Below are 16,626 nucleotides of genomic sequence, written 5' to 3'. Positions count from 1 at the left end.
CGCAAAATCCATGCACACCAGGCCTGGGTGCCATGACTGAGGCCGTTCTTGTCGTATACCCTTCGGGTTATTTTGTTGACAATTTTGGTGCAAAAACCGGCGACGATGCTGTCGACGTTCGCCGCGATTATTGACCGTTAGTTGCGCGCTTACATAAAGAAAAAGGCGGGAAGCCCGCCTTTCCATCGACCACGTCCGCGTCAGCCGAGGTGCGGATAGTCCGACAACGTGAGCCGGAACCCGTGCGCATTCGCGACCAGTTGCGCCTGCGCGCCGAACGGCAGCGTCAGCAGGTCGGGCACGTGGCCGAACTGCAGACCGGTGACGACCGGAATGCCGACCACCTCACGCACCTGGTCGATCATCGCCTGCATGTCGTAGCCGTTGTCGTACTCGAACGGTCGCGCGCCGGTGAACTGGCCGAGCACGAGCGCCTGCTGGCGCGCGAGCAGCCCTGACAGATGCAGTTGATAGATCATCCGCTCGATCCGGAACGGCTGTTCGTTGACATCCTCGACGAACAGGATGCCGCCCTCGATGTCGGGCATGTACGGCGTGCCGATGAGCGAGGTGAGGATCGCCAGGTTGCCGCCCCACAGCGTGCCCGTCACGTTCACGTTCTGCACCTGCGGCGCCTCGGCGATGATCGTCGTGCTCGGCTGCGTCAGCGTCTGCCAGAAGTGCTGCATCGTGAAGTCGCTCGTCGTTTCCGCGCCGAAGTCGGCCGACAGCATCGGGCCGCCGAAAGACTTGATGCGCGCCTTCGCGTACAGCGCGAGCTGGATCGCGGTGAAGTCGCTGTGGCCGACGAGCGCGATCGGCTGGTCGCGCAGCCGGCGCTCGAGCCCGCGATAGTCGAGCCCGTGCAGGATGCGTGCGGCGCCGTAGCCGCCGCGCACCGCGAGCGCGATGTCCGGCAGCGCGCGCTCCGGATCCGCGAGGCGGTTCAGGTCGCCGGCCCGCTCGCCGTCGGTGCCGCCGAAGCGCTGGAAGCGGCGCTGCGTCGCCTCGATGTTCTCGATGCGATGTTGCGAGCCGCTCAGGCGCTCGAGCGCGCGGTTGATCGCATCGGGGTCGTGCGGATAGCCGGACGGCGCCAGCAGGCGGATGGTGTAGGACGCAGCGGGCTGGAGGGACATGGCGAAAGGTATCGAGGTCGTCAAACCTGCTTAGAGGGTCCGAACCGTCTCCGGTTCACGGAACCGTGCTGCCCGCCCCGCTCCCGACGACGGGCGACCGGCGCGGCAGGGGGTTACGGCGCGCCGGATTCGGCGTCGCGTGCGAGCCGTGCTTCGCGCAGCGCTCGACGGCGCTCCGCGAAGAACGACTTCAGCGCGGCCCCGCACTCGTCGGCGAGCACGCCACCGGTTACGTCGGTATGGTGGTTGAGTTGCGGATTCGCGAACGCGTCGATCACGCTGCCGCACGCGCCCGTCTTCGGATCGGCGGCGCCGTAGACGACTCGCGCGATGCGTGCGTGCATGATCGCGCCCGCGCACATCAGGCACGGCTCGAGCGTCACGTACAGTTCGCAGCCGGGCATCCGGTAATTCTGCAGATGCTGCGCGGCCATGCGCAGCGCGGCCATTTCCGCATGGGCCGACGGATCGTGCCCGCCGATCGGATGGTTGAAGCCGCGTGCGATCACCTCATCGCCGCGCACGAGCACCGCGCCGACCGGCACTTCGCCGGCCGCGCGCGCCTCTTCGGCGGCGGCCTGCGCGAGCCGCATGAAATGCAGGTCGCGCGCCGACACGGGTGTGGCTTCGGGAACGGGAGAATCGGAAGCAGCAACCGACCCGGCTGCCGCGTCGTGCAGCGCGTCGGCGCTCACATCGGCCCCGCTTCGGCGGGCGCGTCGTCGAGCCCGCGCTCGCACAGACGTTCCGCGATGCGCCGGCAATAATCGCGCGGCATCACCATCGGACCGCCGCGCAGCGATTCGAGCGCCATGTCGAGGGCGAGGATCTTCGCCTGCAGCCGGCAGCGCGCGGCGCGATCGCTGACCGCCTGCAGTTCGTCCTGCAGATTGCGCAGCGCGCGCAGTTGCTCGACGGCCGGCGGCACGAAGCCCGCATTCTTCAGGATACGGTTGGCCACCCGCACCTCCTCGGGTACGAGCAGGTCGTCATCCAGCGCCTGCGGCGCGCCGGTACCCGGCAAATCGTCGAACTCGCCCCGCGCGGCAGCGGCGGCAATGCGTTGTTCGACCAGTGCGTCAAGCAATCTCATCAGTCAATCGGAACAAATGCGGCAGCCGAATTCTAGCAGGGTGACGTGCGTATGACAGGCCCTTCGAAGGTATGCTCGATATTGTGTTTTTTAAGGGCCGAATCGGCGCGCATGGGCGCCGATCGCCACGACTTGCCGCTGTGCTGCGCCGCAGCAGGCTCCGCGCCGATTTCACGCCGATTTCGCTCTGTTTGCGCGGGCGATGTCCGGCCCTGTTTTTTATTTTCTTCCGGGTCGATCGGCGTTCGCCGTCCCGCCGGAATCGCCGTTTCGCGACTGCCGGATCATGCGGTGACCACTTGCGACAGAGCTTTCGGAAACGGGCGGAACATCATCGCGACGAGAAACGCGCCGATGCCGATCGCGAACGACCCGAGGTACAGCCAACCGTAGCTGCCCAGCGCATCGACGATCAGGCCGCCCGCGACCGGCCCCGCCGCCATCCCAAGGCTGCCGGCCATCGCGCAGCCGCCCCGCTTTTCCGGAATCGGAAAGTTGAAATCAGAAATGGTTGGTTTGGGCGCGCGAGCGCGGCCACTACACTCGAATCCTCTTGTCATGACAAGTTGACCGATGACCCGCTCCAATGTCGTGCCGCTGTCGGCGGCCCCGCTCTACGTGCAGATCAAGGACACGCTGCGCACGCGTATCCTCGACGGCACTTATGCGCCGCACAGCAGGATGCCGTCCGAGCACGAACTCTGCGCGATGTTCGACGTGAGCCGCATCACGGTGCGCCAGGCGCTCGGCGACCTGCAGAAGGAAGGCCTGCTGTTCAGGCTGCACGGCAAGGGCACGTTCGTGTCGAAGCCGAAGGCGTTCCAGAACGTGACGTCGCTGCAGGGCTTCGCCGAGGCGATGTCGTCAATGGGCTACGAAATCGTCAACCAGTTGCGCAGCTTTCGCACCGTGAAGGCCGACCGCCATCTCGCAGCGAAGCTGAACGTGCCGGAAGGCGCGCCGCTCGTGGAGATCCACCGCGTGCGGCTGCTGAACCGCGAGCCCGTGTCGCTCGAGCAGACGTGGGTGCCCGAGGCCCTCGGCAAGCGGCTCGCGGGCGCCGATCTCGCAACCCGCGACATCTTCCTGATTCTCGAAAACGACTGCGGCGTGCCGCTCGGCCACGCCGACGTGTCGATCGACGCGATCCTCGCCGACGATGAAATCGTCGATGCCCTGCGCGTCGAGGAAAGCAGCCCCGTGCTGCGGATCGAGCGCCTGACGCACGACGCGTCCGGCGCGCCGATCGACTACGAACACCTGTACTTCCGCGGCGACGCGTTCCAGTACCGGCTGCGCATCGACCGGCAGAAGACGCCCCAACCCTTAAGGAACCCGCAATGAACACCCATGTACTCGAATACGACATCGTCGTGGTCGGCGGCGGCACGGCCGGTCCGATGGCGGCGATCAAGGCGAAGGAGCGCGACCCGTCGCTGCGCGTGCTACTGCTGGAGAAGGCCAACGTGAAGCGCAGCGGCGCGATCTCGATGGGGATGGACGGCCTGAACAACGCGGTGATTCCCGGCCACGCGACGCCCGAGCAGTACACGCGCGAAATCACGATCGCCAATGACGGGATCGTCGACCAGCAAGCCGTCTACGCATACGCAACGCACAGCTTCGCGACGATCGAGCAGCTCGACCGCTGGGGCGTGAAGTTCGAAAAGGACGGCACCGGCGACTACGCGGTGAAGAAGGTCCACCACATGGGTTCGTACGTGCTGCCGATGCCGGAAGGTCACGACATCAAGAAGGTACTGTACCGGCAGCTGAAGCGTGCGCGCATCGCAATCACGAACCGGATCGTCGCGACGCGCGTGCTGACCGACGCGCACGGCCGCGCGAGCGGCGTGCTCGGCTTCGACTGCCGCACGGCCGATTTCCACGTGATCCGCGCAAAGGCCGTGATCCTGTGCTGCGGCGCGGCCGGCCGTCTCGGGCTGCCGGCATCCGGATACCTGATGGGCACGTACGAAAACCCGACCAACGCGGGCGACGGCTACGCGATGGCGTACCACGCCGGCGCGGCGCTCGCGAACCTCGAATGCTTCCAGATCAATCCGCTGATCAAGGATTACAACGGCCCGGCGTGCGCGTACGTGACGGGCCCGCTCGGCGGTTTCACCGCGAACGGCAAGGGCGAACGCTTCATCGAGTGCGACTACTGGAGCGGCCAGATGATGTGGGAGTTCTACCAGGAACTGCAAGGCGGCAACGGCCCGGTGTTCCTGAAGCTCGACCACCTCGCCGAGGAAACGATCCAGACCATCGAGCAGATCCTGCACACGAACGAGCGGCCGAGCCGCGGTCGCTTCCACGCAGGGCGCGGCACCGACTACCGGCGCCAGATGGTCGAGATGCACATCTCCGAGATCGGCTTCTGCAGCGGCCATAGCGCGTCCGGCGTATACGTGAACGCCCGCGCGGAAACGACCGTTGCCGGGCTCTACGCGGCCGGCGACATGGCGGCCGTCCCGCACAACTACATGCTCGGCGCGTTCACCTACGGCTGGTTCGCCGGGCAGAACGCGGCCGACTACGTGGCTGGCCGCGATCACGCGCCGGTGGACGACGAACAGGTCGCGGCCGAACGCACCCGCGTGCTCGCGCCCCTCACACGCGAGCGTGGCCTCGCGCCGGCGCAGGTCGAATACAAGCTGCGCCGCATGGTGAACGATTACCTGCAACCGCCGAAGGTGACGCGCAAGATGGAAATCGGACTGCAACGCTTTGACGACATTATTGAGGATATCGAAGAACTCAAGGCGGTCCATCCGCATGAACTGATGCGCGCCGCCGAAGTGCGCGCGATTCGCGACTGCGCCGAAATGGCTGCGCGTGCGTCGCTGTTCCGTACCGAGAGCCGCTGGGGGCTATACCACCATCGCGTCGATTTTCCGCATCGCAACGACGCTGAATGGTTCTGCCACACATGGTTGCGCAAAGATGCCGACGGCACGATGCGCAGCGAGAAGCGGCCGGTCGAGCCCTACGTCGTGCCGCTTGCCGACGACGAACGCAGCGCCTACGCGCACCTGCGCATCCGCGAACCGGCCGCCCTCGCGGCCGCCCTCTGACTCCGAGGAGCCTTACCGTGCCCCATACCCCGCACGACATCTTCCTGCGCAGCAGCGCGCCCGTGACGATCGACGAGGACCGCTGCATCGCCGACAAGGGCTGCACCGTCTGCGTCGACGTGTGCCCGCTCGACCTGCTCGCCATCGACGTGACCAAAGGCAAGGCCTACATGCAGTTCGACGAATGCTGGTACTGCATGCCGTGCGAACGCGACTGCCCGACTGGCGCCGTCAAGGTCGACATCCCGTACCTGCTGCGCTGACCCGACGGGCCGCCGGCGCGTCGAGATCGCAGGTGTGCTGATCTTCCGGCCGCGCATCCTGCTGACGGATGAATCGTTCGGCGTGCTCGACGCACAGACGCGCCGAATGATGCAGACGCTGCTACTCGACATCGAATCGCGGATCGGTGCGACCGCGCTGTTCGTCATGCCTCACACGCTTCGTTAATGATCCTGATTTTGCCCATGACCGCTTCCTCCCCTTCTTTCCCGCTGCATGGCGCGCACGCCTCCGACCATGCCGCGCTCGTCGCACGTATTGCGGCACCCGATGCATCCGTGCGCCGCATCGCGCTGCTCGAACTCGCCGATCTCGAGGATCCCGATCTCGTGTCGATCTTCGTTGCGGCATTGCGCGACGATCCGGCCGCCGTCGTGCGCGGCGAAGCGGCACGTGTGCTCGCCGCCTGGGAGCAGCCCGTCGTCGTCGACACGCTGTGTCACGCGCTGCTCGATCCGGACGACGACGTGCGCGCGACCGCGGCACACAGCCTGTCCGAACTGAAGGATGTCGCGTCCGGCGCCGTGCTGTGCCGCTGGGCCGAACACGCCGAGCCGTTCGTGCGCGGCGCCGCGCTGCGCGCGCTGCGCGAACTGCGCGACCCCGACGCGTTCACGCCGGCGCTGCACGCGCTCGACGCGCCGGCGGCGGCCGTGCGCGCCGAGGCCGCCGCCGTGCTCGGCTGGCTCAAGGACGTGCATGCGTTGTCGCCGCTCGCACGCATCGCCATGACCGACACGCATGCGGACGTGCGGCGCATCGCGGTCGGCGCGGTCGGATTCGCGGCGTCCGGCGACACGGCCGTCGTCACCGCGTTGCTTGCGGCGCTGCGCGACGCCGAATGGCAGGTACGCGAGGAAGCGGTCGCGACGCTCGGCAAGCTGCGTGTCGCGGTCGCACGCGCGCCGCTCGTCGCCGCGCTCGATGACGATTACTGGCAGGTGCGCTTGCGCGCGGTGCGCGCGCTCGGGCAATTGCGCGACGCCGCCGCGGCGCCGGCCGTCGCCGCGCTGCTGTCGCATGCGATCAGCAACCTGCGCAAGGAGGCGGCGCTCGCGCTCGGCGAACTGCGCGATCCTGCGACGCTGCCCGCGCTGCATGAGGCATTGGAGGATCGCGATCCCGAAGTACGCAAGGCCGTGCGCATCGCCATCGCGCAGATTGGAGGAGATGCGCGATGACGCCGCCAACAGAGATTCGTCTCGATCATGCGACTCGTGCGTTGACGCTGTGTTGGCCGGACGGCAGCACGCAGCATATCGGCTATGCGCGCTTGCGCAGCGATTGTCCGTGCGCCGCGTGCCGGAAGATCCGGCTGGATGGCAGGCAATTCGACGCGCCGCTCGAGCTGACGCTGAACGGCGTGGAACCGGCCGGGTACGGCATCCGCCTGCTGTTCGGCGATGGTCACGCGCGCGGCATCTATCCGTGGCCATATCTGGCGGAACTTGGCAGAGACGAGACGGATGCGGGCAGCGCATCACGTGATGTGCTGGCACAGCGGCCAGCCATTCACCGCGCACCGCGGGTGCCTTGATCCGCTCGCTGTCCGGCCGTTCGCGCAGCGGTGCACGGGGCGGCAAGAGGGCAAGGAAGACACGCGCCGCCAGCGTCAATCCAGTCACGATCGCCGTTCGCGCAAACGACAACGCCCGGCAGGTCATCCCTGCCGGGCGTTCGCATCGTCAGATGCCGTGGTCCGCTACCGAGGCATGCCCCGGCGCCGAATCATTCCCACTCGATCGTCGCCGGCGGCTTGCCCGAGATGTCGTACACCACGCGGTTGATCCCGCGCACCTCGTTGATGATCCGGTTCGACGCGCGGCCGAGCAGCGCGTACGGCAGGTGCGCCCAGTGCGCGGTCATGAAGTCGGTGGTCTGCACCGCGCGCAGCGACGTCACGTAATCGTACGTGCGGCCGTCGCCCATCACGCCAACCGACTTCACCGGCAGGAACACCGCGAACGCCTGGCTCGTCAGGTCGTACCAGGTCTTGCCGACGTCGGCCTCGCCGCACAGGCCCGCTGCCGCGTCCTGCGCGGTGGCGGTCGTGCCGCGCAGTTCCTCGATGAAGATCGCATCCGCGCGACGCAGCAGGTCCGCGTATTCGCGCTTCACTTCGCCGAGAATCCGCACGCCGAGGCCCGGGCCCGGGAACGGATGGCGGTACACCATCTCCGGCGGCAGACCGAGCGCGACGCCCAGTTCGCGCACTTCGTCCTTGAACAGGTCGCGCAGCGGCTCGAGCAGCTTCAGGCCGAGCGTTTCGGGCAGGCCGCCGACGTTGTGGTGGCTCTTGATCGTCGTCGCCTTCTTCGTCTTCGTGCCGCCCGACTCGACCACGTCCGGATAGATCGTGCCCTGTGCGAGCCACTTCGCCTTCGACAGCTTCTTCGCTTCCGCCTGGAACACTTCGACGAACTCGCGGCCGATGATCTTGCGCTTCGCTTCCGGATCGGTCACGCCGGCCAGATGGCCGAGGAACTGCTCGGACGCGTCCACGTGCACGACCTTCGCATGCAGGCGGCCCTCGAACATGTCGAGCACCATCTTGCCTTCGTTCAGGCGCAGCAGGCCGTGGTCGACGAACACACAGGTGAGCTGATCGCCGATCGCGCGATGAATCAGCGCGGCCGCGACGCTCGAATCCACCCCGCCCGACAGGCCGAGAATCACTTCCTCGTCACCGACCTGCTCGCGAATCTTCGCGACGGCTTCGTCGATGTGGTTCTTCATGATCCAGTCGGGCTTCGCGCCGGCGATCTGCAGCACGAAGCGTTCGATGATCTCGCGGCCCTTCACCGTGTGCGTGACTTCCGGATGGAACTGCACCGCGTAGTAGCCGCGCGCCTCGTCGGCCATGCCGGCGATCGGGCAGCTCGGCGTCGACGCCATCAGCGCGAAGCCCGGCGGCAATTCGGCCACCTTGTCGCCGTGGCTCATCCAGACCTTCAGCATCCCGTGGCCTTCGGCCATCGTGAAATCCTCGATGCCGTCGAGCAGGCGCGTATGGCCGTGCGCACGCATTTCCGCGTAGCCGAATTCGCGATGATCGCTCCACTCGACCTTGCCGCCGAGCTGCACGGCCATCGTCTGCATGCCGTAGCAGATGCCGAGCACCGGCACGCCGAGATCCCACACGGCCTGCGGCGCGCGCAGCTGGTGGTCTTCGTACGTGCTGGCGTGGCTGCCCGACAGGATCACCGCCTTCGGCGCGAACTCGCGGACGAAGTCGTCGGACACGTCGTTCGGGTGGATTTCGCAGTAGACGTGCGCTTCGCGCACGCGGCGCGCGATCAGTTGGGTGACTTGCGAACCGAAGTCGAGAATCAGAATTTTGTCGTGCATGGCTGCGGACAGGATGAAGAGAATAAGAAAAGCAGCGCATGAAGCGCTGCGTCAAATGCATGGACAGCGGCGTCGGGCGGCAAGCGGCACGCGCGACGCATCGCCGGTCAGTCCTGCGACGGCGGGCGCGCGTCGAATGCGACGCTGCCTGACGCGCGGTCGGATGCGGCCGATGAAGTCGCCGCAGCCGGTGCCGACGGCGCCACCGGACGGCTGACTGCCGGCTCGACCCGCGGCTGCTGTGTGGAGACCGGCGCCGGTTCGACCGGACGCTTCACGTCCCGGCCCTCGAGCGCCTGCGCCTTCTCGCGCCGCCGCACGGCCGAGGCGAGGCGTACGCCGCCGACGCCGAGCACGATCAGCGCGACACCGGCCATCGCCGACAGCACGCGGCCGGCGGCCGCGAGCGCCGGACCGTTGCCGGTGCCGAACGACCACACCACCGCCAGCACGCCGATCAGCCAGTTCACGTGGCCGACCGCCCGTGCGACGGGCGCCGTGAGATCGCCGTTGACCGCCGCATGGAACGCGAGCCACGCGAGGCCGAGCAGCGCGATGCCGAACGCCTGGCCGAGCATCGCCGGCTGGATGTTCGCCAGCTGCAGCGCGTTGAACAGCGCCTGCCAGGGCGTCAGCACGAACAGCACGCCGAACGCCAGCAGCAGCACGGCATCGACGATCAGCACGGCTCGCAGCAGCGGTTTCATCGGCGATCAGTCCACGTGGTAGTTCGGCGCTTCCTTCGTGATCTGCACGTCGTGCACGTGCGACTCGCGCATGCCCGCCGCAGTGATCTGGACGAATTCGGCCTTCTCGTGCAGGTCGTCGATCGTGCGGCAGCCGCAGTAGCCCATGCTGGCGCGCACGCCGCCGACCAGCTGGAACAGGATCGCGTTGACCGAACCCTTGTACGCGACGCGGCCTTCGATGCCTTCCGGCACGAGCTTGTCGATGTTCGCCGAGTTGTCCTGGAAGTAGCGGTCTGCCGCGCCGTCCTTCATCGCACCGACCGAACCCATGCCGCGATACGACTTGTACTGGCGGCCCTGGTACAGGAACACGTCGCCCGGCGCCTCTTCGGTGCCCGCGAACATGCTGCCCATCATCACCGCGTTCGCGCCGGCCGCGAGGGCCTTCGACACGTCGCCCGAGAAGCGCACGCCGCCGTCGGCGATGCACGGCACGCCGGAGCCCTTCAGCGCTTCCGCGACGTTCGCGATCGCGCTGATCTGCGGCACGCCGACGCCCGCGACGATCCGCGTCGTGCAGATCGAGCCCGGGCCGATGCCGACCTTGACCGCGTCCGCGCCGTATTCGACGAGCGCCTTCGCGGCGGCAGCCGTCGCGATGTTGCCGCCGATCACCTCGACGTGCGGGAAGTTCTGCTTGACCCAGCGCACGCGCTCGAGCACGCCCTTGCTGTGGCCGTGCGCGGTATCGACGACGATCACGTCGACGCCGGCCTGCACCAGCAGCTCGACGCGCTCTTCGTTGTCCGGGCCGACGCCGACCGCCGCGCCAGCGCGCAGCTTGCCGTGTTCGTCCTTGCACGCGTCCGGGTGCTCGGTCTGCTTCGTGATGTCCTTGACGGTCATCAGGCCGCGCAGTTCGAACGCGTCGTTGACGACCAGCACGCGCTCGAGGCGGTGGCTGTGCATCAGCGCCTTCGCTTCGGCGAGCGGCGTGCCTTCCTTGACCGTGACGAGGCGCTCGCGCGGCGTCATGATCGACTTCACCGGCTCGTCGAGGCGCGTTTCGAAACGCAGGTCGCGGTTCGTGACGATGCCGACGAGCTGCGGGCCTTCCACGACCGGGAAACCCGAGATGCCATGCTGGCGCGACAGCGCGATCACGTCGCGCACCTTCATCTGCGGCGGGACCGTGATCGGGTCGCGCACGACGCCGGATTCGAAACGCTTGACCTTCGCGACCTCGCGAGCCTGCTCGGCCGGCGTCAGGTTCTTGTGGATGATACCCACACCACCCTGCTGCGCCATCGCGATCGCGAGGCGACCTTCGGTGACCGTGTCCATCGCGGCGGACACGAGCGGCATGTTCAGGGAGATGTTGCGGGTCAGCTTGGTCTTCAGGCTGGTGTCGCGCGGGAGAACGTCGGAAAAGGCGGGAACGAGGAGCACATCATCGAAAGTGAGTGCTTTTTGGATCAGACGCATGGCAAATCCTATGGGCGCAAAAGCGAATTATACGCGAAGCGCTGCGAATTTTCACAACACGAACAACGGGTTAGGCGTTTCCAAGCGTTCGGGGGCCGAATCGTTCGGATCGCCGTTCGGTTCGTTTTCGATCGCCTTTCGTTTCACCCCCGCATCGCCCCATTCGCGCAGCCGGCCGGAATCGGGCCGATCGCGCATCGTGGCCACGCGATGCCGAGCCTGCCGGCGGGGCCTCGGCCAGCCCCGCTCGGCGCATCCAGGCGGCCACGACCGCCGCTGACCGCCGCTAGACTAGCCCGGCCGCGGCGCACGCAATCATCGCCGCACCGGCGCCGATCGCGACGCCGCCGACGATCCGCGCGACGCGTTCGCCGTTCGGCGCCAGCCGCTCGGCGGCGATCGCCACGGTCACGACGGCCATCACGCGCGGATCCATCATGCCGGCTGCCAGCGCAACGGCCATCAGGTTCCCGCAGCAGGCGCCGCAACGTAGCGCGGCTCGCACGCCGTACTGCCACGCAACCGCGGCCGCGGCTCCCGCCCGCCGCGCACAAGCGTCGTCCGGTGCACGCCGGCAACAAGCGAGCCGGCGCGCCTTACAGTCTGACAACTGCAGCACGCCCGCGCCGAGCACGACCGCGCCGACCGCGAACGGCATCGCGGCGGCGAGCGCGGGCAGCCGCGCGGCGACCGCCGCCAATGCGGTGCCGCCAGGAAACACCATCGCACCGAGCGCCATCCACACGGAGAAATACCCGGCGCCCGCGACCACGACCAACCATGCCGCGCGCGCGTCGCCCAACGGGCCGAGGCTCTGCCGGTATCGCCAGAGCACCGGCGCCAGTACCGGCAGCATCATCGTCGTCGTCATCGCGCCCCACATGCCTGCGAACGCGGCGAACGCGCGCCCTGCCCGCCATCCGCACGGCCTGAGCCATGCGGCCGACAGCGTCCAGCCGCCCGCCATCGGCATGCCGCCCATCGCGTCCATCGATGCGTGCTGCGCGAGCGTCGCCCAGATGGCGGCGCCGAATACCACGACGAGCGCGGCGCCGTATGGCCGCCAGCCGCCGCCCGCAGCGCCGGTCGCAGCCGGTTTCGTCGCGTCGCTCATCGCCCGCTCCCGCGGCTCGCCGGCCCGCATTCAACCGCGCACGTACTCGTCATGGCGGCGCCACCACACGCCCGTCTCGTTGCGCCCGCGCGGCGCACGATCGAGCCACTGGTACATCCCCCACAGTCCGTCGAGCCCGCGTGCGTATGTCGAATACGTGTGATAGACGACGCCATCCTCGCGTACGAACGCGCTCATCCCCGGCCGGTCACGTGTGTACGTGGCGACGTCGGTGCCGCAGGTCGCCGCGAACTGGGCGACGGCCGCCGGCGGCGGGTCCATGTCCATCGCGTGACCGGCCCGCACATAGTTGTATTCGACGTCGCCGGTACGTTGCTGCGTTTCGGTAAACGACACGTTGAAGTCGAAATTGAACTCGCCGCCGTCCGATGACGCCCACGGAAAGTGCCAGCCCATCCGCTGCCGATACGCGAGCAGCTTCGCGAGTGGCGCGCGCGACACCGCCGCGAGCGTCACGTCGTGGTTCGCGAGGTGGACCGCAAAACCGTCGAAACCGTCGGCGAGCGCCGAGCACGACGGGCAGCCGGCCTTGTAGTCGGGGCCGAACATGAAGTGATAGACGAGCAGTTGCGAACGGCCGCCGAACAGGTCGTCGAGCGTCGCCGGGCCGTCCTCGGTGTCGAACCGGTAGACCTTGTCGACGCGCACCCACGGCAGCGCCTGGCGCCGCTGCGCGAGTTCGTCGCCCTGCCGCGTCAACGCCTTTTCCGCATCGAGCAGCGCGCGGCGCGCAGTCAGCCATTCGGCGCGCGTTCCGGTGAGATGGTTCGTCATTGCGGGTTCCTCCTTTCAATGGATATCCGGGCACGGCGCATCTGCCGTGTGCGTGGTGCTAGATTAGGGCCGGGCATCGGACCGGAGGGAGTGACAACTGTGTCGGGATTCGGATGGATTCGCTGATCACGGCCGCAGCGCGGGCGCTCGCGGCGGGCGACCCGCTCGGCGCGCTGAACCGCGTCGCACTGCGCGACGACGCGCCGGCGCTCGCGTTGCGCGGGATCGCGATGGCGCAGCTCGGCGATTTCGAGCGTGCGCGGGCGCTCGTGCGCGGCGCGGCGCGCGCGTTCGGCACGAAGGAAGCCGTCGCGCGGGCGCGCTGCGTCGTCGCGGAAGCCGAAATCGCGCTGGCGTCTCGCGACCTCGGCTGGCCGTCGCGCGCCCTCGAAGCCGCCTGTGCGACGCTCGACGCACACGGCGACCGCGCGAATGCCGCGCACGCGCGCTATCTCGGTGTGCGCCGGCTGCTGCTGATCGGGCACGTCGACGATGCCGAACGGCAGCTCGCGAAGCTCGATCCCGCGCCACTGCCGGCCGCATCGCGCGCAGCCCACGAACTGATCGCGGCCGGCATCGCGATGCGCCGCATCCGCCCGCACTTCGCGCGCACGGCACTCGCCCGTGCCCGGGCGGCCGCACAGGACGCCGGCATCGCCGCGCTGACGGCCGAAGTCGAGACGGCCGCACGCATGCTCGATACACCCGCCGCGCGACTCATCGCGCGCGGTGCGTCGCGGCTCGTGCTGCTCGACGAGGTCGAGGCGCTGCTGAAATCGAACGCGCTGGTCGTCGACGCATGCCGCCACGCGGTACGAGACGCACGCACGACCGTGTCGCTCGCGCGCCGCCCCGTGCTGTTCGTGCTCGCCCGCGCGCTGGGCGAAGCGTGGCCCGGCGACGTGTCGAGAAACGCGCTCGTCGCCGCGGCGTTTCGCGCGAGACACGCGGACGAATCGCATCGCGCACGCCTGCGCGTCGAGATCGGCCGCTTGCGCGCGATGCTGCGCCCACTCGCGAACGTCACCGCGACGCCACGCGGCTTCGCGCTCGAGCCGCTCGGCCCACGCGAGACTGTCGTTCTCGCGCGTCCGGTCGACGATCGCCACGCGGCCGTGCTCGCGCTGCTCGCGGACGGCGAGGCGTGGTCGAGCTCCGCGCTGGCGCTCGCGCTCGGCACGAGCCAGCGCACCGTGCAGCGCGCGCTCGACGCGCTCGCCGAAGCGGACAAGGTGCAGGCGCTCGGCCGCGGTCGCGCGCGCCGCTGGATGACGCCGCCGCTGCCCGGATTCGCGACGACCTTGTTACTCCCCGCACCGCTGCCTGGCGACTAGGATGGGCACACCAACGACGAGGTGACGGACATGAAACGCTCCACCGCAGACATCTTCCGCGAATACGGCCCGTTTCCGGGCGTCGACGGCGTGCACGGCGTCACGTTCGACGGCCAGCGCGTGTGGTTCGCGTCCGGCGACAAGCTGAACGCGCTCGACCCGGAACGCGGCACGACCGTGCGCGCACTACCCGTCGCCGCGCACGCAGGCACCGCGTTCGACGGGCGCTATCTGTTCCAGATCGTCGAGGACCGCATCGAGAAGATCGATCCCGATTCGGGCCGCGTGCTCGCGACGATCCCCGCGCCCGGCGGCGGCGCGGATTCGGGACTCGCGTGGGCCGAAGGCACGCTGTGGGTCGGCCAGTATCGCGAACGCAAGATTCATCAGGTGGATCCGCAATCGGGCGCCGTGCTGCGCACGATCGAATCGAACCGCTTCGTCACCGGCGTGACGTGGGTCGACGGCGAGCTGTGGCACGGCACCTGGGAAGGGGACGAGAGCGAGCTGCGGCGGATCGATCCGCGCACCGGGCAGGTGCTCGAACAGGTCGACATGCCGCCCGGTGTCGGCGTGTCGGGGCTGGAATCCGACGGCCGCGACCTCTTCTACTGCGGCGGCGGCAACAGCGGCAAGCTGCGCGCCGTGCGCCGCCCTGCGCGAGTACGCGCGGAGGGCGACAGTGCGGCGGCATCCGAGCCGGTCGAGCGCTGATCGCCGATCATCGACGCGCCACCCGGCCCGCCGCGATCCCCGGTCAGCACCGGACCGCATCGCGATGGCCCTCGAAGCCGATCCTGAACCGCGCCCGCTCCCGAGTGCAGGAACGAACAAGACGCTGTCGCGCCGCCATCATTAAGATGCTCGCTCGTCAGTCATTCGTTCGGAGCAGTCGATGCAGCGCGGTGTGGTGTATGGCGTCCTCGCGGGCGCGTTGTGGGGGATGGTCTTTCTCGTGCCGCGGCTGATGACCGACTTCTCGCCGCTGCTGCTCAGCGCGGGCCGCTACGCGATGTACGGCCTCGTGTCGCTGGCCGCGGCACTGCCGGCCGCCCGTTCGCTGCTCGCGCGGCTGACCCGCGAGGATCTCGTCGCGCTCGCGAAGCTCGCGCTGATCGGCAACGTCGCGTACTACATGCTGCTGTCCGGCGCCGTGCACCTGATCGGCATCGCGCCCAGCTCGCTGATCGTCGGCGTGCTCCCCGTGACCGTCACGCTCGCCGGCCTCGGCGACCACGGCGCAATGCCGCTGCGGCGCCTCGTCGCCCCGCTCGCGCTGGTGATCGCCGGCATCGTCTGCATCAACGTCGACCTCTTCACATCGGAAGCCGCGCATGCGACGACGCTTGGCCAGAAGCTCGCCGGCATCGCATGCGCAACCGGCGCGCTCGCGAGCTGGACCTGGTACGCGGTCGCGAACACGCGCTACCTGCAGCGCCACCATCATTTCGGCGGCAACGAGTGGTCGGTGCTGTGGGGTGTCGTGACGGGCCTGATCGGCGGCCTCTGCTGGCTCGCGATCCTCGCGCTGCCGGCCGGCACGGTCCAGGCGGCCGTCCCGGGATCACGCTGGCAACTGTTCTGGCTGCTGAACCTCGTGCTCGCGATCGGCGCGTCGTGGCTCGGCAATGGATTGTGGAACGCGGCATCGAAGCGGCTGCCGCTCACGCTGTCCGGCCAGCTGATCGTGTTCGAAACCGTATTCGCGATGCTCTACGCATTCGTCTACGACCACCGGATGCCGCGCGTGCTCGAGATCGCGGCGCTCGCGCTGCTGCTGGCGGGCGTCTACGGGTCGGTGCGCCGGCACGGCGACACGCACGCGAGCGGCGACACGCCCGGCCATGCGCCAGCGAACGCGAACATCACGGCCCACTGAGCGCGTGCGCGCCTGGTCTGACGAATCGGGACGGAAGGAAATGGAGCGATGCTGGCGCGACGCGTCAGCGCGCGTCCTTGTGCATCCACTTGCGGCCCTCGATGGAGCCCTCGCGGCGGGTCTTGTCGACGCGCCGCTGGCGCGCGAGCTTCGGATCGACGATCAACGGGCGGTAGATCTCGACCCGGTCATGATCGGCGAGCGGCGCGTCGAGCGGCGCGAGCTTGCCGAACACACCGGTTTTTGCCTGCGCGAGGTTGATTTCCGGGTGCAGCGCGAGCACGCCGCTCGCGTCGATCGCCGCGCGCGCGGTCGCGCCTTCGGGCAGCGACACCGCAATCAGCGTCTGGCGATCCGGCAGCGCGTAACAGACTTCGATCGACAGCAT

The 16,626-nt window shown here is 68.4% G+C and carries 18 protein-coding genes and 2 pseudogenes; 9 read left to right on the top strand and 11 right to left on the bottom strand.

From position 1 onward, the window contains the following. Positions 1 to 200 precede the first annotated feature (200 nt). From ldcA to WS75_RS31675, 4 genes and pseudogenes are all read right to left on the bottom strand, one after another. Complete coding sequence (gene ldcA, locus WS75_RS07965) at positions 201 to 1,139, bottom strand: muramoyltetrapeptide carboxypeptidase (RefSeq protein ID WP_059680004.1); 939 nt, start codon at positions 1,137 to 1,139, stop codon at positions 201 to 203. 113 nt (positions 1,140 to 1,252) lie between these two features. Beyond that, entirely contained in the window at positions 1,253 to 1,834 is a 582-nt protein-coding gene (tadA, locus tag WS75_RS07960; protein WP_059680003.1) for a tRNA adenosine(34) deaminase TadA, read from the bottom strand. Next, positions 1,831 to 2,232, bottom strand: coding sequence for a DnaJ family domain-containing protein (locus WS75_RS07955; protein WP_044843744.1), 402 nt, complete (start codon positions 2,230 to 2,232; stop codon positions 1,831 to 1,833). Before WS75_RS07955 ends, tadA begins: the two co-directional genes overlap by 4 nt. Before the next feature lie 284 nt (positions 2,233 to 2,516). Further along, positions 2,517 to 2,705: pseudogene (locus WS75_RS31675) on the bottom strand (MFS transporter); the annotation flags it as partial. Positions 2,706 to 2,805: 100 nt separating this feature from the next. Between WS75_RS31675 and WS75_RS07950 the strand changes: the two are divergent. From WS75_RS07950 to WS75_RS07930, 6 genes and pseudogenes are all read left to right on the top strand, one after another. Beyond that, a complete protein-coding gene (locus WS75_RS07950; RefSeq protein ID WP_059680002.1) occupies positions 2,806 to 3,576 on the top strand; it encodes a GntR family transcriptional regulator in 771 nt (256 codons plus the stop codon). Further along, complete coding sequence (locus WS75_RS07945) at positions 3,573 to 5,312, top strand: fumarate reductase/succinate dehydrogenase flavoprotein subunit (RefSeq protein ID WP_059680001.1); 1,740 nt, start codon at positions 3,573 to 3,575, stop codon at positions 5,310 to 5,312. Before WS75_RS07950 ends, WS75_RS07945 begins: the two co-directional genes overlap by 4 nt. A 17-nt stretch (positions 5,313 to 5,329) precedes the next feature. Continuing rightward, positions 5,330 to 5,575: a 4Fe-4S dicluster domain-containing protein gene (locus tag WS75_RS07940; protein WP_006755644.1), complete on the top strand. Its 246-nt coding sequence runs from the start codon at positions 5,330 to 5,332 to the stop codon at positions 5,573 to 5,575. 10 nt (positions 5,576 to 5,585) lie between these two features. Beyond that, a pseudogene (locus WS75_RS33410) lies at positions 5,586 to 5,741 on the top strand (ABC transporter ATP-binding protein); the annotation flags it as partial. Between the two features lie 38 nt (positions 5,742 to 5,779). After that, positions 5,780 to 6,775 carry a HEAT repeat domain-containing protein gene (locus tag WS75_RS07935; protein ID WP_059680140.1) on the top strand — a complete coding sequence of 332 codons (996 nt, stop codon included), beginning with the start codon at positions 5,780 to 5,782 and terminating at the stop codon, positions 6,773 to 6,775. Further along, positions 6,772 to 7,131, top strand: a complete 360-nt coding sequence (locus WS75_RS07930) for a gamma-butyrobetaine hydroxylase-like domain-containing protein (protein ID WP_059680000.1) — start codon at positions 6,772 to 6,774, stop codon at positions 7,129 to 7,131. The genes WS75_RS07935 and WS75_RS07930 overlap by 4 nt, the downstream gene beginning before the upstream one ends. 191 nt (positions 7,132 to 7,322) lie before the next feature. Here WS75_RS07930 and guaA read toward each other — a convergent pair whose 3' ends face one another. The 6 genes from guaA to WS75_RS07905 all read right to left on the bottom strand — a co-directional run bounded on the left by guaA (position 7,323) and on the right by WS75_RS07905 (position 13,025). Beyond that, a complete protein-coding gene (guaA, locus tag WS75_RS07925) occupies positions 7,323 to 8,942 on the bottom strand; it encodes a glutamine-hydrolyzing GMP synthase (protein WP_059679999.1) in 1,620 nt (539 codons plus the stop codon). Positions 8,943 to 9,049: 107 nt separating this feature from the next. Further along, a complete protein-coding gene (locus WS75_RS07920; protein WP_059679998.1) occupies positions 9,050 to 9,649 on the bottom strand; it encodes a hypothetical protein in 600 nt (199 codons plus the stop codon). 6 nt (positions 9,650 to 9,655) lie between these two features. Next, positions 9,656 to 11,116, bottom strand: coding sequence for an IMP dehydrogenase (gene guaB, locus WS75_RS07915; RefSeq protein WP_059679997.1), 1,461 nt, complete (start codon positions 11,114 to 11,116; stop codon positions 9,656 to 9,658). Positions 11,117 to 11,167: 51 nt separating this feature from the next. Continuing rightward, positions 11,168 to 11,323: a hypothetical protein gene (locus tag WS75_RS33405; protein WP_156429736.1), complete on the bottom strand. Its 156-nt coding sequence runs from the start codon at positions 11,321 to 11,323 to the stop codon at positions 11,168 to 11,170. 79 nt (positions 11,324 to 11,402) lie between these two features. Further along, on the bottom strand, positions 11,403 to 12,230 hold the full coding sequence (locus WS75_RS07910; RefSeq protein ID WP_059679996.1) for a DUF2182 domain-containing protein: 828 nt from the start codon (positions 12,228 to 12,230) through the stop codon (positions 11,403 to 11,405). A 30-nt stretch (positions 12,231 to 12,260) separates the two neighbouring features. After that, a complete protein-coding gene (locus WS75_RS07905; protein WP_059679995.1) occupies positions 12,261 to 13,025 on the bottom strand; it encodes a DUF899 domain-containing protein in 765 nt (254 codons plus the stop codon). A 113-nt stretch (positions 13,026 to 13,138) separates the two neighbouring features. On the opposite strand from WS75_RS07905, the gene WS75_RS07900 reads away from it, so the two are divergent. The 3 genes from WS75_RS07900 (at position 13,139) to WS75_RS07890 (ending at position 16,238) form a co-directional block, all read left to right on the top strand. Next, entirely contained in the window at positions 13,139 to 14,359 is a 1,221-nt protein-coding gene (locus WS75_RS07900; RefSeq protein ID WP_059679994.1) for a hypothetical protein, read from the top strand. A gap of 30 nt (positions 14,360 to 14,389) precedes the next feature. After that, positions 14,390 to 15,073, top strand: a complete 684-nt coding sequence (locus WS75_RS07895; protein WP_059679993.1) for a Vgb family protein — start codon at positions 14,390 to 14,392, stop codon at positions 15,071 to 15,073. A 181-nt stretch (positions 15,074 to 15,254) separates the two neighbouring features. After that, on the top strand, positions 15,255 to 16,238 hold the full coding sequence (locus WS75_RS07890) for a DMT family transporter (protein ID WP_059679992.1): 984 nt from the start codon (positions 15,255 to 15,257) through the stop codon (positions 16,236 to 16,238). Positions 16,239 to 16,302: 64 nt separating this feature from the next. On the opposite strand, the gene WS75_RS07885 is transcribed toward WS75_RS07890, so the two are convergent. Continuing rightward, positions 16,303 to 16,626, bottom strand: a complete 324-nt coding sequence (locus WS75_RS07885; protein ID WP_059679991.1) for an RnfH family protein — start codon at positions 16,624 to 16,626, stop codon at positions 16,303 to 16,305.

This window comes from Burkholderia sp. FL-7-2-10-S1-D7 (assembly GCF_001524185.1).
Taxonomy (GTDB): Bacteria; Pseudomonadota; Gammaproteobacteria; order Burkholderiales; family Burkholderiaceae; genus Burkholderia; species Burkholderia diffusa.
The sequence above is the reverse complement of the archived record's forward strand: the minus strand, read 5'-3'. Positions and strand labels throughout refer to the sequence as shown.